We start from the raw sequence: 12,640 nt of genomic DNA, 5'->3' as shown, positions 1-12,640 counted from the left end.
TATGGCACCCTGGTGAAGTGACGACCCACCCCGCCGCCGGCCGCTCCGACGACCGCACCACCGACCGCCGGGCCGGCGCGCCGCTGCCGGGCCGCCCCTGCTCCATCGCCGCCGCCCTGCAGGTCCTCGGCGAGAAGTGGGCGCTGCTCGCCGTGCGCGAGCTCTTCTACGGGAACCACCGCTTCGACCGGATCGCCACCAACACCGGCGCGCCACGGGACCGCCTCACCGCACGGCTGCGTGCGCTGGAAGAGGCGGGAGTGGTCGAACGCCGCCTCTACAGCGAACGCCCGGCGCGCTACGAGTACCACCTCACCGACGCCGGCCGGGACCTCGCCCCGCTCACCCAGGCACTGCTCGCCTGGGGCGACCGCTGGCTGTCCCCGGAGCCCCCGGTGGTACTCCGTCACCACCCGGCGGACCGGCCGGACCACCCCGACCACCCGCTGGACGCGGCCTGGACCTGCCGCACCTGCGGGGCGGAGGTGCGCAACCCGGACGTCGGCCTGGAGATCCACTCTCCCGGTTGGGAACGCCAGGGCCCCACGCCGCCGCAAGGGCGTTGATCGGCAGGCGAAGCGTGCTGCGGCCCCGCCCGTTCGCGTGCGCGCGTTCCCGGGAGTAGCGGCGCACCACCACCGCCGTGCGGGGCACTGCGTACGACATCGTCACGCACCACCACTCGGCGACGCCCGAGCAACTGCTCGCGCCCCCCGGCCGCCGTACCCGGGCACGCCGGCCAGGAGCCGGCGGCCGGCTTGTTCCGCGCACATCACCGAACGGTTACGCGGTACCGCAGACCCCCGTCCGGCCCGACAACTCGTCGCCCCCGTAAGGGGATTATCGGACTGCATGCCGATTGTGGCCCACGTCACGCAGGGAGAGAGTGAGCGCCCTCACGACAGGAACGAGGAGCCATGGGCACGGATCACAGCACGGGCGGCGGCGCACCCCAGGTCCAGCGGCTGAAAGCCAACTCGGTCGGCCTGGTCGGTGTCGTCTTCATGGCCGTCGCCACCGCCGCTCCCATCACCGCGATGACCGGCAACCTGCCCATCGCCGTCGGCTTCGGAAACGGCATCGGCGCCCCCGCCGGATACCTCTTCGCGACCGCCGTACTGACCGTCTTCGCCGTCGGCTACGTCGCCATGGCCAAACGGATCACCGCCGCCGGCGCCTTCTACGGGTACATCTCGCACGGCCTCGGCCGGATCGCCGGCATGGCCTCCGGCATGCTGGCGGTCCTCGCCTACATCGTCTTCGAGGCCTCGATCGTCGGCGTCTTCTCCTACTTCGCCAAGACCACCGTCCACGACCAGCTCGGCGTGGACCTGCCCTGGATCGTCTACGCGGCCGCCATGCTCGCGATCACCGCCGCCCTCGCCCACTTCGACATCAACCTCACCGCCAAGGCCCTGGGCGTGATGCTGATCGCCGAGATCGCCGTACTCTTCGCCGTCGCCACCGCCGTACTGATCGCGGGCGGCGGCCCCGACGGGATACCGCTGGAGCCCGTCAACCCGAAGAACGCCTTCACCGGGACCTCCGCCGGCCTCGGCCTCTTCTTCGCCTTCTGGTCCTGGGTCGGCTTCGAATCCACCGCCATGTACGGGGAGGAGTCCAAGAACCCGAAGAAGGTCATCCCCAAGGCCACCCTGATCTCCGTCGTCGGCGTCGGCCTCTTCTACATCTACGTCTCCTGGATGACCATCGCGGGCAACGGACTCGCCGCGTCCGTGGAGCTCTCCGCGTCCGCGAGCCCGCTCGACCTGTTCTTCGCCCCCACCCGGACCTTCATCGGCGCCTGGGCCGTCGACGCCTTCCAGTGGCTGCTGCTCACCGGCTCCTTCGCCTGCGGCATGGCCTTCCACCAGTGCGCCGCCCGCTACCTCTACGCCATCGGCCGCGAGGGCTTCCTGCACCCGGGCCTGGGCCGTACGCACGCCCGGCACGGCTCCCCGTACATCTCCTCCCTGGTGCAGACGGCCATCGCCACCGCCCTGGTCGCGCTGTTCTGGCTGACCGGGCAGGACCCGTACATCCACCTGTACACGCTGCTCGCGATCCTCGGCACCATGGCGATCCTCATCGTCCAGACCCTGTGCTCCTTCGCGGTGATCGGCTACTTCCGCAAGAACCACCCCCAAGACCGGCACTGGTTCCGTACGTTCACGGCCCCGCTGGTCGGCGGCATCGCCATGGCCGCCGTGGTCGTGCTGCTGCTGGCCAACATGAAGACGGCGGCCGGGCTGGCCGCCGACTCGTTCTTCTTCACGCTGATCCCGTGGATCGTCGGGGTCGTCTTCTTCGGCGGGCTCGGACTCGGCCTGTGGCTGAAGTTCAAAGCCCCCGCGCGCTACGAGATCATCGGCCGCGTCGTCCTGGAGGACGCCGCCGAGCGCACGGACGAGCCCACGGACGGGCCCACCGACGGGCCCGCCGCCGGTCCCACCGCCGGCTCCACCGACGAACCCGCCCCCACCGCCGCGAACATCTGAGAAGGAGCCACCCCCATGCCCATGGCCCGTACGCCACTGATGCACGCGCTCCGTCAGCTCGCCGAGGAGCACGCCGCCGGCCGCCGGCTCCGCCAGCCCGTCGCCGAGGTCCGCGGCTCCACCCGCCGCCAGCTCCTCGGGCGCGCCGCCGCCCTCGGCCTCGCCACCTCCCTCGCCTCGGCGGGCGTCTCCGCGGCCACCCCCGCGACCGCCTACGCCACGGAGAGCGCCCCCGAGAAGAAGCCGGTCACCCCCGCCCGCGTCGCCATCGTCGGCGCCGGCATCTCCGGGCTGACCGCCGCCCTCACCCTCAAGGACGCGGGCGTCCCCTTCACGCTCCACGAGGCCAACCCGGCCCGCGTCGGCGGCCGCATGTGGACCCAGCGCTCCCTGTGGGCCTACGGGCAGACCTCCGAGATCGGCGGCGAGCTCATCGACACCAGCCACAAGAAGATCCTGGAGCTCTGCCGCCGCTTCAACCTACCCACCGAGGACTTCCTCGGCGGCGGCCCCAACGGAGCCGAGGAGATCCTCTGGTTCGGCGGCGCCTATTACCCGCGCGAGCAGGCCGACGAGGACTTCAACGCCGTCTACCAGGCCCTCCACCGCGACCTCCAGGACGCCGGCGAGGTCTCCTGGAACTCCTCCACCCCCGCGGGCACCGCCCTCGACAACATGACCCTGTACGAGTGGATCGAGACCCGCATCCCCGGCGGCCACGGCTCGCGCCTCGGCCGCTTCATCGACGTGGCGTACGCCGTCGAGTACGGAGCCGACACCCAGCAGCAGTCCGCCCTCGCCCTGGTCCTGCTGATGGGCTACCAGACCAATCCGGGCAACTTCAACGTCTGGGGCCTGTCCAACGAGCGCTACCACATCACCGGCGGCAACGACCAGCTGCCGAACGCCATCGCCCAGGCCCTGCCCGCCGGTTCGCTCGTCATGGGCCGCGAACTGGTCGCCGTGCGGGTCTCCGACGCCGGCACCCAGACGCTGACCTTCAACGACGCGGGCTCCACCCGGACGGTCGTCGCCGACCACACCATCCTGTGCCTGCCGCTGCCCATCCTCCAACGGATCGACATCACCGGCGCCGGCTTCGACCCGCTGATGAAGAACCTCCTGCGCGACGCCCGCATGGGCTACTGCACCAAGCTCAACATGCAGTTCACCAGCCGCCCCTGGCGCGGCACCGGCCCCTGGCCCGGGGTCTCCGCCGGGGACTGCTTCACCGACAGCGAGGTCCAGCAGACCTGGGACACCACCAAGGTCCAGCCGGGCAACGGCGGCATCCTGCTCCAGTACGGCGGCGGCACCCTGGCCGGCGCCCTCACCCCGGCGACCCCCTTCGCCACCGATTCCGACCCCTACGTACGCGCCCTCGCGGGCCGGATGCTCACCGGGATCGACGCCTTCTTCCCCGGCACCAAGACGGCCTGGAACGGGAAGGCGCAACTGTCGGCCTGGCACCGCAATCCGTACTCCCTCGGCGCGTACTCGTACTGGCCGACCGGCTACCTGCACCGGTACGCCAAGTACGAGGGCACCGCACAGGGCCGCATCCACATCGGCGGCGAGCACTGCAGCTACGACTTCCAGGGATTCATGGAAGGCGGGGCGACCGAGGGGGAGAGGGCGGCAAAGGAAGTGATCACGGCCCTGACGTAACGCCCAGGCGGGGGCCAGGTCCGGGAGGAGGCCGGCCCCCGCGAGGGCGGCGGCGTGGCGTGGCTCCGTCATCCGGGAACCCCCCGAGCGATCCACGACAATGACCACCGAGAAACGATCACCGTACGAGCTGCAAAGAGGATTTTCCGCGATGCGCCACCTCCGCCGAACACTCATCGTCCTGGCCGCCGCCGTGAGCCTGGGAGGGGTCGGGATGTCCGCGTACGCCACCGGTGGCCTTCCCGCCCCCGGCGCCGGCCAGGAGTCCATGCCGTACGCCATCGAGGACTTCGCCGGATATGCCGCGGACCCGGCGCCGGTGGAGCTGGTGGCGACCTTCAACGATCCCGCCAAGACGGCCCCGCGACCGGCCGGCGTCAGCCCCAGCGCCTGGGGCAACCAGAACGCCATCCGCGACCAGTTGATCGACCTGATCCAGCGTGCCGCACCCGGTTCGCTCGTCCGCGGCTCCGTTTACCTGTTCACCGATGACGAGGTGCGCAAGGCTCTTCTCGCCCGCAAGGGCGACCTGCGCATCCAGCTCGTCCTCGACGCGGACACCGTCACCGCGGCCGGCGGAGAATACGCGAACCTCGCCGCCGCCTTGGGGAAGGTGGACTACGGGCAGGACGTCGACGCCGACAGCGCCGGTTCGTTCGTCGTGGCCTGCCCCCAGGGCCGCGGCTGCGTCGGCAACCGGATGCTGCCTCCCGCCGACGGCTCAGGCGAAGGCGAGTCCGCGATCAACCACAACAAGTTCTTCCTCTTCGAGAAGGTCGGCAGCACCAAGAACGTGGTGTTCCAGTCCTCCGCGAACCTCACCACGAACCACCGCGTCGGCATGTACAACAACGCCGTCACCATCCCCGACACCGGCCTGTACCAGGAGTACGACCGCTACTGGAAGCAGCTCCTGGACCACGGCACCCACGGAGCCGGGCTCGCCGACAACTACACCACCAAGGACATCGGCCCGTACAAGACCTACTTCTTCCCGCGCGTGGAGTCCGACCGGGACCCCGCGCCCACCTCGCCGGTCGACCCACGCCAGGACGCCGCTACGGACACGGTCGTCTCCCTCCTCAGGAACGTGGACTGCGCGGCCACACCCCGGCCGCAGATCCGCATCGGCATGTACGCCTTCACCCGTACGCAGGTCGCCGACCAGCTCAGCGCCATGCGCGCCGCGGGCTGCGAGATACGGGTCGCGTACAACGGGGACAACGGCAACGTCGGCTCAGCCGTCAGGAACACCCTGGCCGCCGCCCACCTCAACGAGCTCCGCAAGTGCGAGGGGACCGAGTCCGGCGGCCTAGGAATCCACTCCAAGTACCTGCTCATCGACGGCACGTACCTGGGCACGCCGGGACGCAAACTCGTCTTCACCGGCAGCCACAACTACACCTACCCCAACCTTCGCTCCCAAGACGAGACCCTGCTGAAAATCGACAACGCCGGTGTGTACGAGGCGTTCCGCCAGAACTTCGACACGACCCTCCTCGCCGGCTCCCACTGTCCGCCGGCCTAGGGATCGGAAGGGGGAGCGGGGCCGCCGGACGCGTCCCGCCCCTGCCACCGCTCCTGCGGACCCTGGCAGCCAGGTCCCGTGGGGGCGGTTTCGCTCAGGTACGGAGGTCGCTCGTACGCACTACTCCGGCCGTGGGGCGGTGGTCAGGGGCGGTTCCACTTGGCGTTCGCGCCGGTGCCGCAGGCCCACAGGCCGACCGGGGAGCCGTTGGTGACGGCTTCGCCGAAGACGTTGGCGCACTGCTCGGGCTTGACGGCGCTTGTGAGGGTGGTCCCGTCGTAGTTCCACTTCTGTTCGCCGCGGCCGTCACAGGCCAGGGCCTTGAGCCGGGAGGACTGCGGGGCGCCGGCCTCGGCGGTCAGGCAGAGGTTGCCGTCGGCCTGCATCTGCAGGTAAGCGTCCCAGTTCCAGGTGTACTTGCCCCACAGCTCGCGGCCGGTGGCCCGCTCACGGACCAGGACGTTGCCCTGGATGTCCATGATGACGACGAACGTGTCGTTGCCCATCCACGCGCCGGGCATCAGCTTGTCACCCGAAGCGAGCTTGGGCCCGCGCCCGGCGGTGCCGGTGGACCACAGGGCCCCGCCCTGGCTGGAGCCGCCGTCCTTCGTGTAGATCACCAGGTTGCCGTCCGCCTGCACGTCCAGGCGTGCACCGGTGTTGCCGTAGGTGCGGGAAGACCACAGGGCGCTGGCCCCGTCGGCCTCGTTGGCGCCCTTCTTGTAGACGACGAGGTTGCCGTCGGCCTGCATCTTGGCGTACGCGCCCGGGTTGCCGCCGGTGTGGGAGGCCCACAGCGCGGCACCCTTACCCTCACCGCCGGTGATGTGGTAGAAAACCAGGTTTCCGTCAGCCTGCACGGTCAGACGGCCGCTCTCGCCGAGCAGCGTCTCACCGGACTGCAGTGTCGCCCTGGACTTGAACACGACGGGACGCTGCCTGACCGGCCGCGTTCAGCAGGGGGCCACCCGTGTCGCCCTTGCAGATGGCGTCGGTGCCCTTGCCGGTGAGCGCAAGGGTGGTGGCGTCACTCGTGTTGACCGTGAAGGTGCCGGTGTGCAGCTTGCCGGGCACCCATTCGGTCTTCGTGCGCCCGAATCCGGCTGCGGTGACGTCGGAACCGGCAGCGGGCGCGGCCGCGGCGCGGGCGGCGGTGGCTATCCCGGAGGTGGGAGCGACGAGCCGGGCCAGGATCAGGTCCCGGTCGGGGTGCGGGAACACGTCGGAGACAGCGAGGGCCTTGCCGTCGCTGAGGGTCGCCACGGCCTTCAGCGACGGCTCACCGGCCGGGACGGAGGCACCCGGCGTGGCGGCGAAGCAGCTCGCGGCGGTCAGGACCCAGGAAGCGTCGACGAGCGTCCCGCTGCAAGCGCGGCTGTTCGCCTCCGCTCCGAGCGTCAGCTTCACGGTGTAGGCGTGTTTGCCGGCGGCGGCTTCCGGCCCGGCCACGCCAAGGGCGGGCGTGGCGGAGATCAGACTCGCGGTGACCGCGGCGGTCACGAGCAGACCCGTCATCCGCGCGGTGCGCGGACGGAGCGCAGACATGTGGTGCTTCCTTAACAACAGGACAAGGCGACGCGTACGCGCCGAAGATACTTGGCGGGGCGGTGGAGGGGGGACCCTCGTCAGGTGGGCCGGGTCCCCGACAGTGCTGGCTGGGGCGCGGTGCGCCAACGGGGGTTACCGAGCGGAGGTGTTGGAGTAATTGATCTTCGATCCTTCCGGATGTCCGGTCATACAGGCTGCCCGGTGGCACTCGCGGTCCGCGCGAAGAGCCGGGGAGGCGGACGCCGGACAGCCGGAAGGCGGCCGCCGGGAAGCCGATCGCGAAGGGACCGATGACACACCCGCGCAACGCCGGTTCGGTCGGGACCGGTGACAGCACCTGGGACTCGTTCCTGTCGGCCCCGGAGTTCGCCGCCGTCAACGCGGCAGGCTTCGACCCGGTCGGGCACGTGATCGGCACGACCGTCCACTCCACCGGCTACACCGGCGTCGGAGGCTGCCCCGGTGCGTGGGCGGCCCCGTCGGCGGACGGTCATCCGAAGCCCTCCCGCCGGACCTCGTCCTACGCCCCCCTGACCCAGGCTCTGTACACCGTCCGCAAGCGGGCGCTGACCCGTGCGGTGGACGAGTGCCGGGCGCTCGACGCCGACGGGATCGTCGGGGTGACCCTGGAGACCTGGCCCATGCTGTTGGGGGATCTGGAGTGCACCGTACGGGGCACAGCCGTCCGGGCCCGCTCGCGGATCCGGCCCCACCAGCCCTTCGCCTCACACCTCAGCGGCCAGGACTTCGCCCGGCTGATCCACTCCGGCTGGGTACCCACCGGTCTCGCCTTCGGCATCGCCGTGTGCGGCCGCCACGACGACTGGCGCACTACCCGCAGGGGCCGCTGGACCGCCCCGAACGAGGAGGTCGACGCCTACACCCTGGTGGTGAACCGCGCCCGCCACGAGGCCCGCACCCGGCTGACCCTGGACGCGGCCGCGGCGGGTGGCGACGGGGTGGTGGTCGACCAGACGGACCTGACCGTGGAACGGACCGAGTGCGGTGACGTCCCCCTGGGCTACGCGTACGACTTCAGCGCGGAGGCGGCGTTCGTCGGCACCGCCGTCGCGCGCTTCGGCCGCTCGGCGCGGGCCGCCGGCCCCGGACCGTTGACCTTCATGCGACTCGATCGGGAGCACTGACATGACCGAGCGAACCAGGATGGACCCGGCCGCCGACGGCGCTTCCGGGGACACCTACGAGGATGCCGCGCAGGAAGCCATGCGGCGACTCGCGCGGCCGCCGTCCGGTACGGATCGCGGCGCCTTCTTCACCTCGGACCTCACGGTGAACGAGTTCCTGCTCGTGCGCGAGGCCGGCTTCCGCCCGCTGGGTTTGGTCCTCGGTTCCTCCGTCTACCACGTCGGCATCCAGCTGGGCCGCTGGACGAAGAACCAGGAACTGACCAAGCTGTCGCAGGCCATGTACCACGCGCGCGAACTCGCCATGAGCCGGATGGAGGCCGAGGCGAGCGCGCTCGGCGCGGACGGGATCGTCGGCGTGCGGCTGGACATCGAGTTCAAGGAGTTCGGCTCGGACGTCGCCGAGTTCATCGCGGTCGGCACGGCGGTGAAGGCGGACGGCGCGGACCCGGGACCGGGCGGGACCTGGCTGAACAACAAGGACAAGCCCTTCACCTCGAACCTGTCCGGCCAGGACTTCTGGACGCTCGTCCGGGCCGGGTACGCACCCCTCGACCTGGTCATGGGCTCGTGCGTCTACCACATGGCGCACCAGCGCTTCACGCAGGCGCTGGGCACCGCGGGCCGCAACGTCGAGATCGAGCCCTTCACCCAGGCGCTGTACGACGCACGCGGGCTGGCCATGAGCCGCATGAAGGCGGAGGGGGAAGCCCTGGACGCCGAGGGCGTCGTGGCGGTCCAGCTGCACCAGCACACGCACCGCTGGGGCGGCCACACCACCGAGTTCTTCGCGATCGGTACGGCAGTGCGCCCGCTGCGCGACGACCACGTGATCGAACGGCCGACCCTCGTGCTGGGCCTCGATGGCTGACATGGACGTGGAACTGCTCGCCGCGGCGCTGCGCCGCGACACCGCCGACCTGGACCTCTACGCCGCCGTCCTCACGGCGAACCTCGCGGACTCACTGCCGCCGGACGCGGTACGGGTCACGCGCAGCCGCTCCCTCGGCCAGCGGCTGGCCGGGAGGGCGGGGACGGTCACCGAAGTGGCCGTCTCCCTGGGCGACCGGCGGTTCACCCTGCGGGCGGACACGGCCCGGACGACCGCGGAGATCTGCCACGAGGTGCGAGCCGTCGTCCTCTCGCGGCGCTCCGTGGACCTGGACGAATGGCTCACCGCCCTGGCCCGGGCCCTGTCGGAGTCCGCGGCGTCGAACGCCCGGGCCCGCATGGCGGTGGAACGCTTCCTGACCTGAGAACGGGCTGCACCGATCCCGTCCTGAATTGGCCTCACATGCGGAGCGTGACCTCAAGCCCCGCAGGGCGGCCGCGATCACAGGGCGCCTTGGCACCTGAGCCCCTTCCAGCCTGACGGCGGTTCCGGACGCGTGCTGGAAGGTCCGGGACCGAGCCGTCGACTCGGGCGCAGCGCGAGAGGGCCTCCCGCTGCGCGCACCCGCTAGACGCCTTAAGGCCGCACCACGGCATCCAGCGCCGGTGCCGTGACCAGGAAGGCCCGCTCGGTCAAGGCGGCCGGGTTCTCGGCGCCGTCGCTGTCGCTCCAGCGCCGCAGCACCGTGTGGAAGGCCGACAGCGCCATCCCTGCGGCCAGCTGCGGGTAGAGCTCCACCTCCGGGTCGAGGCCGACACGGTCCGCCACCTCCGCCGCCAACTCGTCGCGCCACTGCGCCTGGAGCTCCAGGAAGCGGGCGAGGAGGGCGGGGGTGCCCAGGATCAGCTGGACGACGTGAAGGGTTCGTTCGGAGTGGCCGGCGCAGGCGTCGATGGCACGCCAGACCGTGTGACGCAGGGCGGTCGACGGGGATTCCGTGGCCGGGCGGCCCGCCAGCTCGGCGCGCATGTCCGCGCCCATTCCGGCCAGGAACTGGACGACGACGTCCTCCTTGGACGCGAAGTAGCGGAAGAACGTCCGCTTCGAGACGCCCGCCGCCGCGGCGATCTCGTCCACCGTGACCGCGTCGAAGCCCTCGCTGGCCAGCAGGCCGAGCGCGGCCCGCGTCAGTTCGTCGGCGACGAGCTGGCGCTTGCGCTGGGCCAGGGTTCCTTCGGGGCTGGGAGTCATACGGCCATCGTATCCGCGAGCCACACATGACCCTAAGAGTCATCGTTGACACTTGGTGTCAGCAATGGCAGCGTAAGTCACATGAATAAACCAGAGCGCTGGACCACCGACCGGATCCCCGACCAGAGCGGACGCGTGGTCGTCGTCACCGGAGCCAACAGCGGACTCGGACTGGCCACCACCCGCGCGCTGGCGCGCAAGGGCGCACGCGTGGTCCTCGCCGTGCGCGACGAGGGGAAGGGCCGTCGCGCTGCCGCGGAGGCGGCGACGCCGGGCGCCCGCCTGGACGTGCTGCCGCTCGACCTGACCGACCTGGACTCCGTGCGCGCGTTCGCCGCCCGGCTGCGCTCCGACGGAGTGCGCCCCGACGTGCTCGTCAACAACGCCGGACTGATGGCCCCGCCCCGCACGCTCACCCCGGACGGGCGCGAGGTCCAGTTCGCCGCCAACCACCTCGGCCACTTCGCCCTCACCGGCCTGCTCCTCGATCTGATGGCGGACGGCAAGGACCCCCGGGTCGTCACGGTGACGTCCGCCAACCACCGCCGGGCGCGGCTCTTCTTCGACGACCTGACCGGCGAGCGCCACTACTCGCCGATGGGCCACTACAACCAGTCGAAGCTCGCCAACGCCGTCTTCGGATGGGAGCTGCACCGGCGGCTCGGCGCGGCCGGCAGCCCGGTGCGCAGTGTGCTGGCCCACCCCGGTTACGCCTCCACCAGCCTCCAGACCACGTCCCCCACCGGCATGGTGAAGCTGATGTTCGGCCGCCTGTTGCTGCCGCTCGCCCAGTCGGCGGACCAGGGCGCCCTGCCCCAGCTGTACGCGGCGACCGCTCCGGACGTCCAGGGCGGCGCTCTGTACGGCCCCGACGGCCTGGGGGAACTGCGCGGTGCGCCCAAGCGGGTGGAACTGGCGGCGCGGGCCTCGGACCCCGCGACCGGAGGACGACTCTGGGACCTCTCCGAGGAACTGACCGGCGTACGCTTCCCCCTCCCGGCCGCCGCCTGACCGGGAGCAAGGGTGATGGGCGGATGGCCACAGGGCATTCAGAGCATCGGGACCTCCGCGTGTGCATCCGATTCGGCGGTTTCCGGAATTCCTCGCCCCACCGCCGAGCGCTCTTCCGCTTTTCGGCCCGTTCGGTGACGTGCGTGGCTTGTTCTCCAGCATGGCGGCGGTGCCCGGCTCGAATCGCCTTGACGAGGTGTCGAACCGGTTGCAAAGGTCAGGGCGAAGACCAACGGGGCGCCACGGGGTTTGTGTTCGGCGCACCGTTCAAACGGGGGAGAGGGCGCGGTGAAGTCAGCGCATTCATTTGTCTTGAACGCCGCCACATGGTTACCCGACGAGCGCGAGAGCGCGTCGGACATGGTGGCCGCAGGCCGCATCACGGCCGACGACGCCATCGCCGACCCGGAGGTCGAGGCGGCCCTCATGACCATGGTCGACCGGTTCGCCCTACCGCATTCGATCGATGGTCCGCCGACTGCGGCCGTCCGTTGATGTGCCCGGTGAACTGGTCGTATTCCTGCGGTCCCGCTTCCTCCGGGGGCAGCGGGACCAGCCGCGCGTGTGCCCCAGGCCGCGGCTGACGCGGTCCGCGCAGCCGGCCCGCCTTCGACGCGCGGCGATCAGGCAGGCCCCGGCGGCCTCTCCCACGCGAGGTCACCGGACCACCGTGGACGAGCAACTGCACCCACGCGCTGCCGGACGTGCACCCCTTCTGGCGGCCCCCTTCACCGCGCTGCGAAGCATCTCCGCCTACCAGCGGGCCGCACGGTCCGAACAGGCGGTACTCGCGGTGCCGGAGCAGACGACGCTGCCGACACCACACCCGCTGGTGGATTCCGGTGACCTCGTCAACTCCGGCGCGCTGCTGGTGTTCGCGCGCGGCGAGGGTCTGCGGGTGAGCGGTGTGGAGGCGTTCGACGGAGCGGAGGCGACCACCGCCCGGCTGCGTGAGCTGGCCGGGGACGGCGGCCCGGACACCCCGCTCGTCCTCGGCCCTGGATCGAGGAACGGGAGTTCGGTGCCGCGGTCCCGGTGCACCGGGTCGCGTCCGGCAGCTACTGCACCAGCGTCTGGCTCGACCTGGCCCTGACGACTCGACCACCGGCAGGCGGTGCGCTGCTACATCGATCCGCTGTCCGGTCGCGGTCACCTGGCC

Annotated in this window: 13 protein-coding genes; 10 read left to right on the top strand and 3 right to left on the bottom strand. The window is 71.0% G+C overall.

Going from position 1 to position 12,640, the window contains the following annotated elements; all coding sequences use genetic code 11:
- Positions 1-17 precede the first annotated feature (17 nt).
- The 4 genes from ACZ6ZT_RS28665 to ACZ6ZT_RS28650 all read left to right on the top strand — a co-directional run bounded on the left by ACZ6ZT_RS28665 (position 18) and on the right by ACZ6ZT_RS28650 (position 5,694).
- Entirely contained in the window at positions 18-566 is a 549-nt protein-coding gene (locus ACZ6ZT_RS28665; RefSeq protein ID WP_469722937.1) for a winged helix-turn-helix transcriptional regulator, read from the top strand.
- A gap of 351 nt (positions 567-917) precedes the next feature.
- Positions 918-2,498: an amino acid permease gene (locus ACZ6ZT_RS28660; RefSeq protein WP_469722935.1), complete on the top strand. Its 1,581-nt coding sequence runs from the start codon at positions 918-920 to the stop codon at positions 2,496-2,498.
- Between the two features lie 21 nt (positions 2,499-2,519).
- The gene (locus ACZ6ZT_RS28655; RefSeq protein WP_469722934.1) at positions 2,520-4,166 is read left to right on the top strand and encodes a flavin monoamine oxidase family protein; all 1,647 of its coding nucleotides are present in this window, start codon (positions 2,520-2,522) and stop codon (positions 4,164-4,166) included.
- A 151-nt stretch (positions 4,167-4,317) separates the two neighbouring features.
- Positions 4,318-5,694 carry a phospholipase D-like domain-containing protein gene (locus ACZ6ZT_RS28650; protein ID WP_469722933.1) on the top strand — a complete coding sequence of 459 codons (1,377 nt, stop codon included), beginning with the start codon at positions 4,318-4,320 and terminating at the stop codon, positions 5,692-5,694.
- Positions 5,695-5,837: 143 nt separating this feature from the next.
- On the opposite strand, the gene ACZ6ZT_RS28645 is transcribed toward ACZ6ZT_RS28650, so the two are convergent.
- The gene (locus ACZ6ZT_RS28645) at positions 5,838-6,620 is read right to left on the bottom strand and encodes a ricin-type beta-trefoil lectin domain protein (protein ID WP_469722932.1); all 783 of its coding nucleotides are present in this window, start codon (positions 6,618-6,620) and stop codon (positions 5,838-5,840) included.
- Positions 6,586-7,239 (bottom strand): trypsin-like serine protease, encoded by a 654-nt coding sequence (locus ACZ6ZT_RS28640; RefSeq protein ID WP_469722931.1) that lies wholly within the window; start codon positions 7,237-7,239, stop codon positions 6,586-6,588. The genes ACZ6ZT_RS28645 and ACZ6ZT_RS28640 overlap by 35 nt, the downstream gene beginning before the upstream one ends.
- A 293-nt stretch (positions 7,240-7,532) precedes the next feature.
- Between ACZ6ZT_RS28640 and ACZ6ZT_RS28635 the strand changes: the two genes are divergently transcribed.
- The 3 genes from ACZ6ZT_RS28635 to ACZ6ZT_RS28625 are packed head-to-tail and all read left to right on the top strand — an operon-like array spanning position 7,533 to position 9,643.
- Positions 7,533-8,387 (top strand): heavy metal-binding domain-containing protein, encoded by an 855-nt coding sequence (locus tag ACZ6ZT_RS28635; RefSeq protein ID WP_469722930.1) that lies wholly within the window; start codon positions 7,533-7,535, stop codon positions 8,385-8,387.
- A gap of 1 nt (position 8,388) precedes the next feature.
- A complete protein-coding gene (locus ACZ6ZT_RS28630; RefSeq protein ID WP_469722929.1) occupies positions 8,389-9,258 on the top strand; it encodes a heavy metal-binding domain-containing protein in 870 nt (289 codons plus the stop codon).
- A gap of 1 nt (position 9,259) precedes the next feature.
- The gene (locus ACZ6ZT_RS28625) at positions 9,260-9,643 is read left to right on the top strand and encodes a hypothetical protein (RefSeq protein WP_469722928.1); all 384 of its coding nucleotides are present in this window, start codon (positions 9,260-9,262) and stop codon (positions 9,641-9,643) included.
- 212 nt (positions 9,644-9,855) lie between these two features.
- Here ACZ6ZT_RS28625 and ACZ6ZT_RS28620 read toward each other — a convergent pair whose 3' ends face one another.
- Positions 9,856-10,470, bottom strand: coding sequence for a TetR family transcriptional regulator (locus ACZ6ZT_RS28620; protein WP_469722927.1), 615 nt, complete (start codon positions 10,468-10,470; stop codon positions 9,856-9,858).
- Between the two features lie 81 nt (positions 10,471-10,551).
- Between ACZ6ZT_RS28620 and ACZ6ZT_RS28615 the strand changes: the two genes are divergently transcribed.
- The 3 genes from ACZ6ZT_RS28615 to ACZ6ZT_RS28605 all read left to right on the top strand — a co-directional run bounded on the left by ACZ6ZT_RS28615 (position 10,552) and on the right by ACZ6ZT_RS28605 (position 12,574).
- Positions 10,552-11,481, top strand: coding sequence for an oxidoreductase (locus ACZ6ZT_RS28615; protein WP_469722926.1), 930 nt, complete (start codon positions 10,552-10,554; stop codon positions 11,479-11,481).
- 288 nt (positions 11,482-11,769) lie between these two features.
- A complete protein-coding gene (locus ACZ6ZT_RS28610) occupies positions 11,770-11,976 on the top strand; it encodes a hypothetical protein (RefSeq protein ID WP_469722925.1) in 207 nt (68 codons plus the stop codon).
- A gap of 175 nt (positions 11,977-12,151) precedes the next feature.
- Positions 12,152-12,574 (top strand): hypothetical protein, encoded by a 423-nt coding sequence (locus ACZ6ZT_RS28605; RefSeq protein ID WP_469722924.1) that lies wholly within the window; start codon positions 12,152-12,154, stop codon positions 12,572-12,574.
- The last annotated feature ends 66 nt before the right edge of the window (positions 12,575-12,640 follow it).

The sequence above is a fragment of the Streptomyces sp. NPDC102258 genome (assembly GCF_055584685.1).
This window is presented reverse-complemented; position numbering and strand designations above follow the sequence as displayed.